Annotated in this window: 11 protein-coding genes and 2 tRNA genes; 1 reads left to right on the top strand and 12 read right to left on the bottom strand. The window is 63.6% G+C overall.

Features of this window, described 5'->3' with window-relative positions; genetic code table 11:
• Positions 1-15 precede the first annotated feature (15 nt).
• The 4 genes from V6X30_RS05530 to V6X30_RS05545 are packed head-to-tail and all read right to left on the bottom strand — an operon-like array spanning position 16 to position 5585.
• Positions 16-1614 carry an ABC transporter ATP-binding protein gene (locus tag V6X30_RS05530; protein WP_367983636.1) on the bottom strand — a complete coding sequence of 533 codons (1599 nt, stop codon included), beginning with the start codon at positions 1612-1614 and terminating at the stop codon, positions 16-18.
• Entirely contained in the window at positions 1611-2651 is a 1041-nt protein-coding gene (locus tag V6X30_RS05535) for an ABC transporter permease (protein WP_367983637.1), read from the bottom strand. The genes V6X30_RS05530 and V6X30_RS05535 overlap by 4 nt, the downstream gene beginning before the upstream one ends.
• A gap of 6 nt (positions 2652-2657) precedes the next feature.
• Entirely contained in the window at positions 2658-3728 is a 1071-nt protein-coding gene (locus tag V6X30_RS05540) for a microcin C ABC transporter permease YejB (protein ID WP_367983638.1), read from the bottom strand.
• 27 nt (positions 3729-3755) lie between these two features.
• Positions 3756-5585 (bottom strand): extracellular solute-binding protein, encoded by a 1830-nt coding sequence (locus V6X30_RS05545; protein ID WP_367983639.1) that lies wholly within the window; start codon positions 5583-5585, stop codon positions 3756-3758.
• 97 nt (positions 5586-5682) lie between these two features.
• Between V6X30_RS05545 and V6X30_RS05550 the strand changes: the two genes are divergently transcribed.
• The gene (locus V6X30_RS05550; RefSeq protein WP_367983640.1) at positions 5683-6477 is read left to right on the top strand and encodes an enoyl-ACP reductase FabI; all 795 of its coding nucleotides are present in this window, start codon (positions 5683-5685) and stop codon (positions 6475-6477) included.
• A 62-nt stretch (positions 6478-6539) separates the two neighbouring features.
• Here the strand turns inward: V6X30_RS05550 and V6X30_RS05555 are convergent, their stop codons facing one another.
• The 8 genes from V6X30_RS05555 to tig form a co-directional block, all read right to left on the bottom strand.
• The gene (locus V6X30_RS05555) at positions 6540-8453 is read right to left on the bottom strand and encodes a SurA N-terminal domain-containing protein (RefSeq protein WP_367983641.1); all 1914 of its coding nucleotides are present in this window, start codon (positions 8451-8453) and stop codon (positions 6540-6542) included.
• Positions 8454-8512: 59 nt separating this feature from the next.
• Positions 8513-8589 (bottom strand) — tRNA-Asp (locus V6X30_RS05560).
• 11 nt (positions 8590-8600) lie between these two features.
• Positions 8601-8676, bottom strand: a tRNA-Val gene (locus V6X30_RS05565).
• Between the two features lie 13 nt (positions 8677-8689).
• Complete coding sequence (locus V6X30_RS05570) at positions 8690-8962, bottom strand: HU family DNA-binding protein (protein ID WP_367966988.1); 273 nt, start codon at positions 8960-8962, stop codon at positions 8690-8692.
• Between the two features lie 208 nt (positions 8963-9170).
• Positions 9171-11588, bottom strand: a complete 2418-nt coding sequence (gene lon / locus V6X30_RS05575; RefSeq protein WP_367983642.1) for an endopeptidase La — start codon at positions 11586-11588, stop codon at positions 9171-9173.
• Positions 11589-11626: 38 nt separating this feature from the next.
• On the bottom strand, positions 11627-12907 hold the full coding sequence (gene clpX / locus V6X30_RS05580; RefSeq protein WP_367983643.1) for an ATP-dependent Clp protease ATP-binding subunit ClpX: 1281 nt from the start codon (positions 12905-12907) through the stop codon (positions 11627-11629).
• Positions 12908-12979: 72 nt separating this feature from the next.
• Complete coding sequence (clpP, locus tag V6X30_RS05585) at positions 12980-13615, bottom strand: ATP-dependent Clp endopeptidase proteolytic subunit ClpP (RefSeq protein WP_367983644.1); 636 nt, start codon at positions 13613-13615, stop codon at positions 12980-12982.
• A gap of 21 nt (positions 13616-13636) precedes the next feature.
• Positions 13637-14962: a trigger factor gene (gene tig / locus V6X30_RS05590; RefSeq protein WP_367983645.1), complete on the bottom strand. Its 1326-nt coding sequence runs from the start codon at positions 14960-14962 to the stop codon at positions 13637-13639.
• Positions 14963-14981 lie beyond the last annotated feature (19 nt).

Raw genomic sequence — 14981 nt, forward strand, 5'->3', positions numbered from 1 at the left:
CCCCGGGGCACGGTGTCAGCTGGTATCCAGCGCCGCCGCCAGCAGTCGCTGTGTATAGGGATCGCGCGGGTCGGTGAACACCTGTTCCGCCGAGCCGGATTCCATTACGCGTCCGCCCTGCATGACGATCATGCGGTGGCTCATTGCCCGGACCACCTTCAGATCGTGGCTGATGAAGATATAGGCAAGTCCATGACGGCTCTGGAGCGTGCGCAGCAGCTCCACAAGCTGGCTCTGCACCGAGCGGTCCAGGGCCGAGGTCGGTTCATCCAGGACGATCAGCCGAGGCTTGAGCACAATCGCGCGGGCCACGGCCACACGCTGGCGCTGACCCCCGGAGAGCTCGTGCGGAAAGCGCTCGGCGAGCGCCGGATCCAGCCCCACTTCCTCGAGCGCTGCCCGGGCGAGCTGGCCACGCTCCGCGGCATCCGAGCCGATGCCGTGGACGCCCAGCCCTTCACCGATGATCTGCTCGACGGACATCCTCGGGCTGAGACTGCCGAAGGGGTCCTGGAAGACCACCTGGAACTCCCGCCGCAGTGGCCGCAGGGCGCGCTTGTCCACCGAACTGATGTCGCGTCCCTGGAAGAGGATTTCACCCCGCGCCGGCTGCAGGCGCAGCAGCGCCATGCCAAGGGTGGTCTTGCCCGATCCGCTCTCCCCCACCACACCCAGCGTCTCGCCTGGCCGGACCTGCAGGTCGACACCATCCACGGCCTTGAGATGGCTGACCACACGCTGGAACAACCCCGCGCGACGCGGGAACCAGACCCGCAGATCCCGAGCGGCGAGCACCGGCTCCGCGTCGGTGACGGGCGCCGGTCTTCCGGCCGGCTCGGCGGAGAGCAGCATTCGGGTGTAGCCGTGGCGCGGGCGGCTGAACACCGACTCAACCGCGCCCTGCTCCACAACCTCGCCCTGCCGCATGACCGCCACCCGATCGGCAATGCGCCGGACCACGTTAAGGTCGTGGCTGATAAAGAGCATGGCCATGCCGAGGCGATCCTTGAGATCGGCCAGCAACGCCAGAATCTCCGCCTGGATCGTGACATCGAGGGCGGTGGTCGGCTCATCGGCAATCAGCAGACGGGGGTTGTTGGCAATGGCCATGGCGATCATCACCCGCTGGCGCTGCCCCCCGGAGAGCTGGTGCGGGAAGGCCCCCAGTCGTGCCGAGGCCTCCGGCAGGCGCACCAGTTCGAGCAGCTCGACAATCCGGTCGCGGGCGGCGGCCGGCGTCATCCCCTGATGAATGCGCAGCGTCTCGCCGATCTGCTTATCGAGCGTATGCAGCGGATTCAAGGAGGTCATGGGCTCCTGAAAGACCATGCCCAGCGTCCCGCCGCGGAGCGCGCGGAGTCGAGCCGACGGTGCGCCGATCAGCTCCTCGCCATCGAGCCGGATGCTGCCAGCCGGGTGACTCGCCAGCGGATAAGGCAGGAGCTGCGGAATGGAGAGCGCCGTGATCGACTTGCCTGAACCGCTCTCCCCCACCAGGGCCAGGGTCTCGCCGGCATCCAGCGACAGGTTGACTCCCTGCACGGTGGGTGGCCGAGGATCTTCGCTGCCAAAGGCGATGGCCAGATCCTCGATCCGCAACAGCTCGGCGCTCATCCGCCCTGCCCCCCGAGCGTCTTGCGCGGATCGAAGGCATCCCGGGCCGCCTCGCCGATGAACACCAGCAAAGAAAGCATGATGGCCAGGGTGAAGAACGCCGTGAGCCCCAGCCAGGGTGCCTGCAGATTCGCCTTGCCCTGGGCCAGCAGCTCACCCAGCGAAGGCGAGCCTGGAGGTAGACCGAAGCCGAGGAAGTCCAGCGAGGTCAGCGTGGTGATCGAGCCGGTCAGGATGAAGGGCATGAAGGTGACGGTGGCCACCATGGCGTTGGGGAGGGCATGGCGGACAATGATCACGCCATCGGTGACGCCCAGCGCCCTCGCCGCCTTGACGTAATCGAAATTCCGCACCCGCAGGAGTTCCGCCCGCACGACGCCGACCAGCTGCGTCCAACTGAAAAGCAGCATGATGCCCAGCAGCCACCAGAAATTGGGCTGCACGAACCCCGCCATGATGATGAGCAGGTAGAGCACCGGCAGACCGCCCCAGATCTCGATGAAACGCTGGCCGAACAGATCAATCCGCCCGCCGAAGTACCCCTGCACCGCGCCAACCGCCACACCGATCAACGAACTGGCCAGCGTCAGCGCCAGCCCGAACAGCACCGAAATGCGGAAACCGTAGATCAGACGGGCCAGCACATCCCGCGCCTGGTCATCGGTGCCAAGCCAGTTCTCCGCCGACGGCGCCGCCGGTGCGGCGGCCTCGCTCGCATAGTTGATGGTGTCGTAGTGATAGCGAATGGGCGGCCAGATCATCCAGCCATCGGCATTGATCAGATCGGCGACAAACGGATCGCGATATTCCGCCTCGGTAGGGAAATCGCCACCGAAGGTGGTCTCCGGATAATTGACCAGCACCGGGAAATACCAGCCACCGTCGTAGTGCACCAGCAGCGGGCGGTCATTGGCGATGAACTCGGCACCCAGTGACAGCCCGAAGAGGATCAGGAACAGCCACAGCGACCACCAGCCCCGGCGATTGGCTCGAAACTGTGCCCAACGCCGCTGGTTGATGGGATTGAGCCGCGCCATGCCGCCTCAGCCCTCCCGCCGCTCGAAGTCGATTCGGGGGTCGACGAACATGTACATCAGATCCCCCAGCAGATTGAGCAGCAGCCCCACCAGCGTGAAGATGAACAGGCTGCCAAAGACGACGGGGTAGTCGCGGTTGACCACCGACTGGAAGCCCAACAGACCCAGCCCGTCGAGAGAGAAAATGACCTCAATGAGCAACGCGCCGGTGAAAAGCACACCGACGAAGGCCGCCGGAAAACCCGCGATGACGATCAGCATGGCGTTGCGGAAGACGTGCCCGTAGAGCACGCGGCGTTCACTCACCCCCTTGGCCCGAGCGGTGATCACGTACTGCTTGTTGATCTCCTCGAGGAACGAGTTCTTGGTGAGCATGGTCAGCCCGGCGAAGCCGCCGATCACCATCGCCAGCACCGGCAGGACCATATGCCAGAGGTAGTCGAGGATCAGCGCGGGCCAGGAGAGCGTCTCCCAGTTGTCGGAGACCAGCCCGCGCAGCGGGAACCAGTCGAGATAACTGCCCCCGGCGAATACCACAATGAGCAGGATGGCGAACAGGAAGCCCGGGATGGCATAACCGACAATCACCACTGCGCTGGTCCAGATATCAAAGGCCGAACCATCCCGCACCGCCTTGCGGATGCCCAGTGGAATGGAGATCAGGTAGGTGAATAACAGCGTCCAGACACCCAGCGAGATCGACACGGGCAGCTTGTCGGCAATCAGCTCGAGTACCGTCTGATCCCGGTAGAAGCTCTCGCCGAAGTCGAAACGGGCGTAGTCGCCCAGCATCTTCAGGAAACGCTCATGGGCTGGCCGATCGAAGCCGAACTGGGCCTCAAGCTCGGCAATATAGGCCGGGTCCAGCCCCCGCGCGCCCCGGCTCTCGCCGGAGATCTCGTCACCGGCTACGCCGGAGAAGCGACTGGTGGACAGATCCGCCGTGCCCTGCACCTGGGCCATGATCTGCTCCACCGGCCCACCCGGTGCGAACTGAACGATCACGAAATTGATCAGCAGCACGCCGATCAACGTCGGGATCATCAACAACAGTCGGCGGGCGATGTAGGCGTGCAACGCAGTGCGCTCCCGTGAAGCGTTTGGCTAACGGTTTTCGACGCGTTCCGCCCGTGCCGGATCCACCCACCAGGTGTCCAGCGCCAGGCCGTAGGGCGGGTTCTCGGGCGGTCGGCCAAAACGATCCCAATAAGCCACCCGGAACCGGTCGATGTACCAGTTGGGGATGGCAATGAACGTCCACTGCAGCACCCGATCCAGCGCCCGCGCCCGGGTCACCAGGGCCTCGCGGTTCGGCGCATCGATGATCTTCTGGACCAGCTCATCGACAACGGGATCACAGAGACCGGCCACGTTGCGGCTGCCGTTGACGTCGGCCGCCTCGCAGCTCCAGAAGTCGCGCTGCTCGTTACCGGGCGACAGCGACTGCGGTGCGACATGCACCGTCATGTCGAAGTCGAAGTCGTCCATTCGGTTCTGGTACTGCGTCGGATCCACCGTCCGGACGGTTACTTCAACCCCCAGGCGCTCGAGATTGCGCTTAAAGGGGAGGACGACACGCTCGAAGGACGGTGAGACAAGGAGGATCTCGAAGGCCATGGGCTGACCGGTCTGCGTGTTCGTGAGCACGCCGTCCTCGACCTGCCAGCCGGCCTCGTTCAGGAGCGTCAGCGCCTTGCGCAGATTCCGCCGGAGGCTGCCACCCTCAGTGCTCGGCGGCTCATAAGCCTCGGTAAAGACCCGTTCCGGCAGTTGATCGCGGTAGGGCTCGAGCACGGCCAACTCCGCCTCCGAGGGCAGCCCGGTTGCCGCCAGCTCGGAGTTCTCGAAAAAGCTGCGCGTCCGCTCATAGGCGCCGTAGAAAAGGTTCTGGTTGGTCCACTCGAAGTCGAACGCGTAGGACAGTGCCTCGCGTACCCGGGGATCGGAGAAGATCTCGCGGCGGGTATTGAAGAAGAATCCCTGCATGCCGGCGGGACGATCATGGGGGATTTCCTCGAGCTGCAGCAGCCCCTCCTCAACCGCCGGTATGTCGTAAGCGGTGGCCCAGTTGCGCGAGACATTCTCCTGGCGCAGATCGTATTCACCCGCCTTCAGCGCCTGGAGCGCGACGGTGCCATCCCGGTAATAGTCATAACTGATGCGATCGATATTGTGGCGGCCGCGCTTGACGGGCAGATCCTCCGCCCAGTAATCATCAACCCGTTCGTAGACGACTCGCCGGCCTTGATCCACCTCGGCGACGCGGTAAGGACCACTGCCAAGCGGCGGTTCAAGGGTCGTCGAGGTGAAATCCCGTCCGGCCCAGTAGTGCTCGGGCAACACCGGGAGCTGGCCGAGGATCATCGGCAATTCGGCGTTGCCCGGGTTGGCGAAGTGGAACACCACCGTGTGGTCATCAACCACCTCGACCCGATCCACATCCTGATAGTAGGCCCGATACTGTGGATGGCCGTCTTCGCGCAGCGCCCGGAAGGTCCAGGCCACATCCTCGGCGGTCACGGGCTCGCCATCATGGAACCGAGCCTCCTCGCGCAGATTGAAACGAACCTGGCTGTTGTCGTCAGCCACCTCCATCGACTCGGCGATCAGGCCGTATTCCGTGAATGCCTCGTCCAGGGAGCGCTCGGTGAGGGTGTCATAGATAAGGCCGATCCCCTCGGCCGCCGTGCCCCGGAGAATGAACGGGTGGAGGCTGTCAAAGGTCGACGCGGCGACATTGGCCATCTTGAGCGTACCACCCGTTGGCGCCTGCGGATTGACATAGTCGAAGTGCTCGAAGCCCGGCCCGTATTTCGGCTCGCCGTGCAGCGCCATGGCATGCTCGGCCTGGGCGAGTGCGAGTGCCGGCGCACAGGACAACAGCACACATACGACTGAGGCCGCCGTCCACCGGGCCCTGTCGAATTTCCCCATTCGGTTATCCCCCGCTTTCCGTCATCATCGGCCGCTTGGCCGTTACAATGCTTTTCAGTAACGTACTTCGGATTCTTTCAGGGGCAAAGGGGTTCCCATGGGTTTTCTTTCCAATCGCAAGGCACTCGTCGTCGGGGTGGCCAGTAATCGCTCCATTGCCTGGGGTATTGCTGAGGCCATGCATCGCGAGGGCGCCGAAATCGCGCTCACCTATCAGAACGAAAAGCTCAAAAAGCGCGTGGAGCAATGCGCCGAGGCCACCGGGGGCGGCCCAGTGCTGCCAATGGATGTCACCGATGACGAGCAGATTGATGCGGTCTTCTCGGAGCTGGAGGCCGTCTGGGGGCATCTGGATATCGTGGTCCATGCCGTGGGGTTCGCACCGCGCGAGGAGCTGGAAGGATCCTTTGTGGAGAACACCACCCGCGCTGGCTATGCCATGGCACACGACATCAGCGCTTACAGCTTCGTCGCGCTGGCCCGCGGGGCGCGGCCGCTCATGCAGGGACGCAACGGCAGCCTGCTCACGCTGACCTATCTCGGCGGTGAGCGGGCCCTGCCCAACTACAACGTCATGGGGCCGGCCAAGGCCAGCCTTGAGGCGGCCGTGCGCTACATGGCCAATGATCTGGGCCCGGAGGGGATCCGCGTCAACGCCGTATCAGCGGGGCCCATCCGCACCCTGGCCGCCTCAGGAATCGGCGATTTCCGCAAAATGCTGGACTACAACGCCGCTGCCGCGCCCATCCGGCGCAATGTGGGCATTGAGGAGGTGGGCAACACGAGCGCGTTCCTGTGCTCTGAGCTCGCCTCGGGTATTACCGGCGAGGTCGTCCACGTCGATGGCGGTTTCCATGCCGTGGCGCTGTCAAACAGTATGCTTGAGGGCTGAATCGATTCCGCGCCGCTGACTGGCACCGGGCGAGTCGGGAATCTCGCCCGGTGCCATCGTCGTCAGATGTTGTCTTCGCGGATACGAACCTCGGCCTGACTGCGGAGCGCTTCCACGATGGCGTTCACGCTCGCCTGCCCATCGAGCTCATTCAGCGTACGGCGCAACTGAGCGCGCCGTTCGGCATCCACCGACGTCGGGTCACCCGGCTCGACTGACTGCACCGTCACCGCGGCAAATCCCTCGGGCAATGTCGCCACACCCGCGCGCTGTCCGGTGCCGTCACCCATCGGCAGCCGGAAACCGGTCTCGCGAACGCCGGCCGGCAGAGCCCGTGCATTCCGCCCGCTCCACTGTGCCGGATTGAGCTCCGCAGCGGGAACGTCGGCGGCGGCGGCCTCCAGTGATTCACCCGCCTCGACGGCGTCCGCGATGGACTGTGCCGCGTTGCGGGCAGAGGCCCTGGCCTGCTCGCGCACATAGGCTGCTTGAACTTCTTCCCTCACCGTCTCGAACGGCTCGACCCGGGCCGGTCGATAATCCGTCACCCGGATGACCGCATAACCGCCGTCGGAGAGCTCGAGAAGATCACTGTTCTCCCGGCGCTCAAGCATCTCGTCACTAAAGGCCGTCTGCACCACGCCGGTCTCGCTGGCCAGCCCATTCTCGGTGCCGGAGGCGGAAATCCAATCGGTCGTTTCGACCTCAACGCCCGTTGCCTGGGCCGCCGGCTCCAGCGTCGTCGGATTCTCGAAGGCCAGCGTGTCAAGCTCGTTGGCCAGTTCAATGACCCGCCGCTCGGCGCGCTCCAGCGCGATTTCCTCGCGAATCTGATCGCGCATCTGCTCCAGCGGGGGCATCTCCGGCGCCGGCGCATCGGTCACCTCGATCAGGTGCCAGCCAAAGGATGTGCGCACGGGCTCGCTCAGTTCACCCGGTGTCAGCGACCAGGCCGCATCCGCAAACGCCGCATCGACGTCACCCCGCTCGATTGTCCCGAGCGATCCACCCTGGGCCGCCGAGCCAGGATCGTCGGATACCGACTCGGCCACCGCCGCGAATGTCTCCCCACCCTGTATGCGCTCACGCGCCGACTCGATCTCCTCGAGGGCTGTCTCAACCGCCGTTTCATCGGCCCCATCGGGGACGTTCACCAGGATATGCCGAACCTCTCTCGCGGAGGCATTACGAGTACTTGCGCTGCGCTCCTCATATCGCGCCTCGACGTCCGAAGCCGAAACGGTGACGTCTTCGGCGATCCCCTCCGGCGACAGGCGCAGGTAGCGCAACTGCACCTGCTCAGGTAACTGGAATCGATCGGGGTGCTCGTCGTACCAGGTCTGCAGGGCAGACCCAGTGACCTCGACCTCGTCCTGGTAGGCGGCGGTAGGCACCGTGGCCCACGCCAGCTCGCGGCGCTGCCCCTGGAGTTCCAGTAGCCGGTCGAGCGCGCGGTCCGTTGTGAAGGAACTCGTCTCCACCGCACGCTGCAGCAGCGTGATGGAGAGATCCCGACGGAGCTGTGCTTCGTAGGCCTCCGGCGTCAGCCCGTTCTGCTGCAGGATCGTGCGATAGCGGTCCATGGAGAAGCTGCCGTCCACCTGGAAAATGGACTGACTGCGCACCGAACTCGCCACATCGGCGTTACTGGCCTGGAGGCCATTGGTTTGCGCGTAATCCACCAGCACCTGGCGATCGATCAACTGCTGGAGCGTCTGGCGTCGGAGTTGATCGGTATCGAAGAGGGACGGATCGAAGCGCTCTCCCAGCATCTGGCGCAGTTCCGCCTGGCGCTGCTGGTAGGCCTGGTCAAGCTGGGAGCGCGTGATCTCCTCGCCGTTTACGGTGGCCACAATCTGCGGTCCACCGCCACCAACGTAGTTGTAGAGCCCGAACAGGGCGAACGGAATGACCAGCAGGGCAACGATCAGATAGGCGATCCAACCTCGGGTCCGGTCTCTGATGGCTAGCAGCATGTTCGAGTTCCGTAAATCAAAAAGGCGCCCATGGGCGCCTTCCTGATGATGGGATTGTTTGGCGGAGCGGACGGGATTTGAACCCGCGACCTCCGGCGTGACAGGCCGGCATTCTAACCAGCTGAACTACCGCTCCGTTGTCAGTTTTGGTGGGTGGTGAGGGGTTCGAACCCCCGACATTCGCCTTGTAAGGGCGACGCTCTCCCAACTGAGCTAACCACCCTGGAAAGCGGCGCTTAGTTTACCGAATCCTTCAGGGCTTTGCCAGCCTTGAAACCCGGAACCTTCGAGGCCGGGATGTTGATCGATGCCCCCGTCCGCGGGTTGCGCCCGGTGCGCGCAGCACGCTCGCGGACCGTGAAGGTGCCAAATCCTACCAGCGTCACCTGGTCACCCTGCTTCAGCGCGTCGGTCACGGTCGACGCAAAGGCGTCGACGGCCTTGGTGGCGTCAGCCTTGGACAGGCCGGCCGACTCGGCGACGGCGTCGATCAGTTCAGACTTGTTCATTAATCGATCCCCTTGAAAGTTTTTCTCTCGGTCATCGTCCACGAAGACGAACGACCCGCATGCTATCGTCTGGACGGCGCCCCGACAATGATCTCGCGCCCGTGCCCGGCCAGTTCCCGAGGCGCCCTCTGACGATATGTCATCGGGTATAGCAACGCCCACGGACCACTGTCAAACAAAAGAACCGGAAATCATGCCTGCCCCGCGCTCAGTGCGGCCGGACTGACTCTCCGCCAGCCTCGGCCTTTGACGTCGCTTCAGTGACGCCTTCCTCGGCCTCCGGCAGGGGCACGGGTGACGACGTCAGCGCCACCTCCAGCACCTGATCAATCCATTGCACTGTGCGGATATCGAGTTTCCCCTTAATATCACGGGAGATCTCTGCAAGATCCTTGCGGTTGTCCTCCGGAATCAACACCGTCCGGATGCCGCCACGCAACGCTGCCAGCAGTTTTTCCTTGAGCCCGCCAATCGGCAGGACCTCGCCGCGCAGCGTGATCTCACCGGTCATGGCGACGCTGGCAGACACCGGGATCCCCGTCAGCGCCGAGACCAGCGCGGTACACATTCCCGTGCCGGCACTCGGCCCGTCCTTCGGGATAGCGCCCTCTGGCACATGAATATGAATATCATGGCGCTGGTGGAATTCCGGATCGATGCCGAGGGCCCTTGCCCGACTGCGCACCACGGTGAGCGCCGCATGGATCGATTCCTTCATGACGTCGCCGAGCTGGCCGGTGTTCTGCAACCGTCCCTTACCGGGGACCACGGCACTCTCGATGGTGAGCAGCTCCCCGCCAACCTCCGTCCATGCCAGTCCGGTCACGCGCCCCACCTGGTCGGTGGACTCCGCCACTCCATATCGATGGCGACGCACGCCGAGATACTTGTCGAGATTCTGTGTACTGACCTGTACCGCCTTATCGCGGGGCTTGATCAGCACCTCCTTGACCACGCGGCGGGCGATCTTCGCCACCTCGCGCTCGAGATTCCGCACACCCGCCTCGCGCGTGTAATAGCGGGCGATGTCCCGCAGCGCGTTGTCGCTGACCTCCAGCTCGCCGGCCTTCAACCCGTTCGCCTTGATCTGCTTGGGCAACAGGTAGTTACGCGCGATATTGACCTTCTCTTCCTCGGTGTAGCCGGACAGCCGAATCACCTCCATGCGATCCAGCAAAGGCCCCGGGATATCCATGGTGTTGGCGGTGCAGACAAACATGACGTCCGAGAGGTCGAAGTCCACCTCCAGATAGTGGTCGTTGAAGGTGGCGTTCTGCTCGGGGTCAAGTACCTCCAGCAGCGCGGAGGCCGGATCGCCGCGGAAGTCCATGGCCATCTTGTCGACCTCGTCGAGGAGAAACAGCGGATTGCGCGTTCCCACCTTGGAGAGCTTCTGGACGATCTTACCGGGCAGCGAGCCGATGTAGGTCCTGCGGTGCCCGCGGATCTCCGCCTCATCACGCACACCCCCGAGCGACATGCGCACGAACTTGCGGTTGATGGAGCGTGCGATCGATTCACCCAGCGAGGTCTTACCCACGCCCGGCGGCCCCACCAGGCAGAGGATGGGCCCCTTGAGTTTGCGGACCCGCTGCTGCACGGCGAGATACTCAAGGATGCGCTCCTTGACCTTCTCCAGCCCGTAGTGGTCGGCGTCGAGGATCTTCTCCGCCCGCTCCAGATCGTGGCGGACCCGACTGCGTTTCTTCCAGGGCAGCGCCACCATCCATTCGAGGTAGTTCCGAACCACCGTTGCCTCGGCGGACATCGGCGACATCATGCGCAGCTTACCGAGCTCTTGGTCGGCCTTCTCCCGGGCCTCCTCCGACATCCCCGCAGCCTCGATCTTCTGCTCCAGGTCCTCGAGCTCGTTAGGGGCATCCTCCAGCTCACCGAGCTCCTTCTGGATCGCCTTCATCTGCTCGTTGAGGTAGTACTCGCGCTGCGACTTCTCCATCTGCTGCTTGACGCGGCCGCGGATGCGCTTTTCGACCTGAAGGATATCGAGCTCACCCTCGATCAGGCCCATGAGATGCTCCAGGCGCCGCGCCGGATTGTCGATCTCGAGTATCGTCTGCTTCTCGTCGATCTTCAGGCTCATGTGCGCGGCTATGGTATCCGCGAGACGGCCGGGCTCCTCGATGCCCTGCAGCGAGGAAAGGATCTCCGGCGGGACCTTTTTGTTGAGCTTGACGTACTGCTCGAAAAGGGAAAGCAACGAGCGGGTCATCACCTCCACTTCCGGATCGCCATCCACCGCCTCGTCGGCAAGTGCCACGGCATTGGCGGTGAAGTACTCACCCGTGTCATCCAGGCCCTCGACCCGGGCACGCTCGGCGCCCTCGACCAGCACCTTGACCGTACCATCCGGCAGCTTGAGCATCTGCAGGATATTGGCGACGGTGCCAACGCCATAGAGGTTTTCAGCCGTCGGATCGTCCACCTCGGCACTGTGCTGAGCCACCAGCAGTATGCGCTTGTCCTCAGCCATGGCGGCCTCAAGCGCCTGTATGGACTTCTCCCGGCCGACGAACAGCGGAATCACCATGTGCGGATAGACCACTACATCACGCAGCGGTAGCACCGGCGTCACCGATCCGCTGATCGGCGTCATTTCCTCACTCATAGGGTTCCTCTTGGAGGCCGGGGGCGCCCGGCCGCGGATCAATCCGATGCCGCGGCGGGCTGCTCCGAACCGTCATAGATGAGATAGGGGGAGGTCTCGCCACGGATCACCGCGTCATCCACCACAACCTTACCGACATTATCGAGCGATGGCAGGTCGTACATGGTGTCGAGCAGGACATGCTCGACCAGCGTGCGCAGCCCACGGGCACCCGTGTTGCGGGCAATGGCCTTGCGGGCCACCTCGTAGAGGGCCTCGTCCCGGAACTCGAGCTCCACGCCCTCCATCTCGAAGAGACGCTGGAACTGCTTGACCAGCGCGTTCTTGGGCTCGCGAAGAATCTCCACCAGGGCCTCCTCGTCGAGCTCGTTGAGCGTCGCCACCACCGGCAGCCGGCCGACAAACTCGGGAATAAGCCCATAGCGGACAAGATCCTCGGGCTCCACGTCCCGCAGCGTCTCGCCAACGGCCTTACGCTGGGACTCACCCTTGATCTCGGCATAGAAACCGATGCCGCCCTTCTCCGAGCGCTGCTGGATGACCTTCTCCAGCCCGGCGAACGCACCACCACAGATGAAAAGGATATTACCGGTGTCCACCTGCAGGAACTCCTGCTGCGGATGCTTGCGACCACCCTGTGGTGGCACCGAGGCGGTCGTGCCCTCGATGAGCTTGAGCAGCGCCTGCTGCACGCCCTCGCCCGATACATCCCGCGTGATCGACGGGTTTTCCGCCTTACGCGACACCTTGTCGATTTCGTCGATGTAGACGATGCCCTGCTGTGCCTTTTCGACATCATAGTCGCAGCGCTGCAGCAGCTTCTGGATGATGTTCTCGACATCCTCGCCGACATAGCCCGCTTCAGTGAGCGTCGTGGCATCGGCGATCGTAAACGGAACATCCAGCAGCCGGGCCAGCGTCTCGGCGAGCAGCGTCTTGCCGGAGCCCGTCGGCCCGATCAGCAGGATATTGCTCTTGCTGAGCTCGACATCATCCCGGCCCTGCGCCGCCTGCATGCGCTTGTAGTGGTTGTAGACCGCTACCGACAGGACCTTCTTGGCATGATCCTGCCCGATGACATGCTCGTCGAGCGCTGCGTTGATCTCGTGAGGTTTGGGGAGACTGGCACCGGCTTCGGCGCTTTTCTCCTCCATCTCCTCGCGGATGATGTCATTGCAGAGCTCCACGCATTCGTCGCAGACGAATACGGAAGGCCCTGCAATGAGCTTGCGCACCTCGTGCTGGCTCTTGCCACAGAAAGAGCAGTAGAGCAGCTTGCCGTTGTCGTCGCCGCGACCGCCGTTATCTCTGTCAGTCATTGGCTACCTTTGCGCATGCGAGAAATGGACGTTTTTGACCATGCCCGCTTTTAGAAGACCACGCAACCACTCTTACTCGAGCGGAAGGTTACTGCGATCCGTGAGCACCTGATCGACCAGCCCGTAGTCTCGGGCCGCCTCAGGTGACATGAAGTTATCGCGCTCGGTGTCACGGGCGATTGTCTCCAGGTCCTGCCCGGTATGATGCGCCAGAATCTGGTTGAGCCGCTCTCGCATACTCAGGATCTCGCGGGCATGAATATCAATGTCGGTGGCCTGTCCCTGGAACCCGCCCAGCGGCTGATGGATCATGACCCGCGAATTGGGTAGGGCAAAGCGCTTGCCCGCTGCGCCGCCGGCGAGCAGTAGAGAGCCCATGCTGGCCGCCTGGCCGATGCAGAGCGTGCTCACATCCGGCTTGACGAACTGCATGGTGTCGTAGATCGCCAGCCCCGCGGTGACCACGCCACCGGGGCTGTTGATATAGAAATGGATGTCCTTGTCGGGGTTCTCCGACTCCAGAAAGAGAAGCTGAGCGATCAACAGATTGGCCTGATGGTCCTCCACCGGACCAACCATGAAGATCACCCGCTCCTTGAGCAGGCGCGAGTAGATGTCGAAGGCACGCTCGCCCCGCGCCGTCTGCTCGACGACCATCGGGACCAGGCCCGTCGCCATGGGGGTGTCTTCGCGGCGCTGTTCGCTCATGATCAATAATACTCCCGGCCCTTAAGAGGCCTCGGTGTTTTCCTCATCCTCGACGCCACTGGTCAGCGCATCGAGACTCATCGGCTTTTCGGTGACCTGCGCCTGTTCCATGACCCAGTCAACGACCTGGTCTTCCATCACCTGGAGCTGAAGGCTCTGCATCATCTCCTGGTTCTGCAGGTAGTACTGCATCACCTGCTCAGGCTGCTCGTAGCCTGATGCCACACGCTGCAGGGCGGCCTGCATGCGCTCCGGCTCAAGCTGAATGTCATTGGCCCGGACGATTTCATTAACCAGCAGACCCAGCTTGACCCGGCGCCGCGCCTCTTCCTCGAACTGATCGGCGGGCAGATCCGGTTCCTCGCCCTCGGCCCCGGCCTGTCGCATCCGCTCCTGCGTCTGCTGGCGGAGCTGATCGATTTCGCTGTCCACCAGCGTCTGCGGCAGCGCCATGTCATTCTTTTCGACCAGCGCATCCATCACCTGGTTCTTGACCCTCGTGCGCACGGCCTGTTCCCGCTCGCGCTCTAGGCTCTCGGTGATGCGCTCGCGCAGCGCCTCGACTCCGCCATCGATACCGAGCTTCTCGGCGAACGTGTCATCCGCCTCGGGGAGCTCGGGGGCCTCGACCTTCTTCATGGTCACCGAGAACTCGGCCTCGCGGCCGGCAATATCCGCATCCGGAAAGCCTTCCGGGAAGGTGTATCGAACGGTCTTCTGCTCCCCGGCCTTCATGCCGACCAGCTCTTCCTCGAAGGGCCCCGGCATCTGGCCCTCGCCCAGCGGCACGGGCACATCCTCGCCACTGTTGCCGGAGAAGTCCTCACCCTCGACCTGACCGTGGAAATCGATGGTGGCGCGATCGCCCTCCTCCGCCGCCCGGTCGACCTCGGTATACTCGGCATGCTGTTTGCGCAGCCGCTCGAGGATGCGATCCACGTCCGCGGCCTCGATATCCACTGCCGGGCGGGTAAGCTCGATGGACTCGATACCCTGCACCTCGACCTCGGGGATCACCTCGAAACTCGCCTCGTACTCGAGATCCTTACCGGGCTCGACGGCCAGCGGCTGGATATCCGGTGTACCCGCCGGCCGCAGCGACTCCTGCTCCAGCGCCTCGGCGTAGGTGCTGCGGACGACCTCGTCGAGGACCTCGCCGCGCACCTGGGGGCCGTAGCGCTTCTGCACCACCTTCATGGGCACCTTGCCGGGCCGGAATCCCTGCAGACGGACCTGACCGCGCATCTCCCGCAGCTTCTTGTCGACCTGCTCGTCCACCCGCTCGGACGGGATCTGGACCTTCAACTTGCGCTTCAGGCCCTCGCCCGACTCCACCGATACTTGCATTGCCCACCTCTGAGGTAAC

It is taken from the genome of Spiribacter sp. 1M189 (genome assembly GCF_040838345.1).
Classification (GTDB): Bacteria; Pseudomonadota; Gammaproteobacteria; order Nitrococcales; family Nitrococcaceae; genus Spiribacter; species Spiribacter insolitus.

Bases quoted from the DNA above. Each gene is read 5' to 3' on its own strand.
- V6X30_RS05535 (WP_367983637.1), bottom strand. From the start codon at position 2,651: ATGGCGCGGCTCAATCCCATCAACCAGCGGCGTTGGGCACAGTTTCGA.
- V6X30_RS05545 (WP_367983639.1), bottom strand. From the start codon at position 5,585: ATGGGGAAATTCGACAGGGCCCGGTGGACGGCGGCCTCAGTCGTATGT.
- clpX (WP_367983643.1), bottom strand. From the start codon at position 12,907: ATGACTGACAGAGATAACGGCGGTCGCGGCGACGACAACGGCAAGCTG.
- V6X30_RS05530 (WP_367983636.1), bottom strand. From the start codon at position 1,614: ATGAGCGCCGAGCTGTTGCGGATCGAGGATCTGGCCATCGCCTTTGGC.
- V6X30_RS05555 (WP_367983641.1), bottom strand. From the start codon at position 8,453: ATGCTGCTAGCCATCAGAGACCGGACCCGAGGTTGGATCGCCTATCTG.
- lon (WP_367983642.1), bottom strand. From the start codon at position 11,588: ATGAGTGAGGAAATGACGCCGATCAGCGGATCGGTGACGCCGGTGCTA.
- tig (WP_367983645.1), bottom strand. From the start codon at position 14,962: ATGCAAGTATCGGTGGAGTCGGGCGAGGGCCTGAAGCGCAAGTTGAAG.
- V6X30_RS05550 (WP_367983640.1), top strand. From the start codon at position 5,683: ATGGGTTTTCTTTCCAATCGCAAGGCACTCGTCGTCGGGGTGGCCAGT.
- clpP (WP_367983644.1), bottom strand. From the start codon at position 13,615: ATGAGCGAACAGCGCCGCGAAGACACCCCCATGGCGACGGGCCTGGTC.
- V6X30_RS05570 (WP_367966988.1), bottom strand. From the start codon at position 8,962: ATGAACAAGTCTGAACTGATCGACGCCGTCGCCGAGTCGGCCGGCCTG.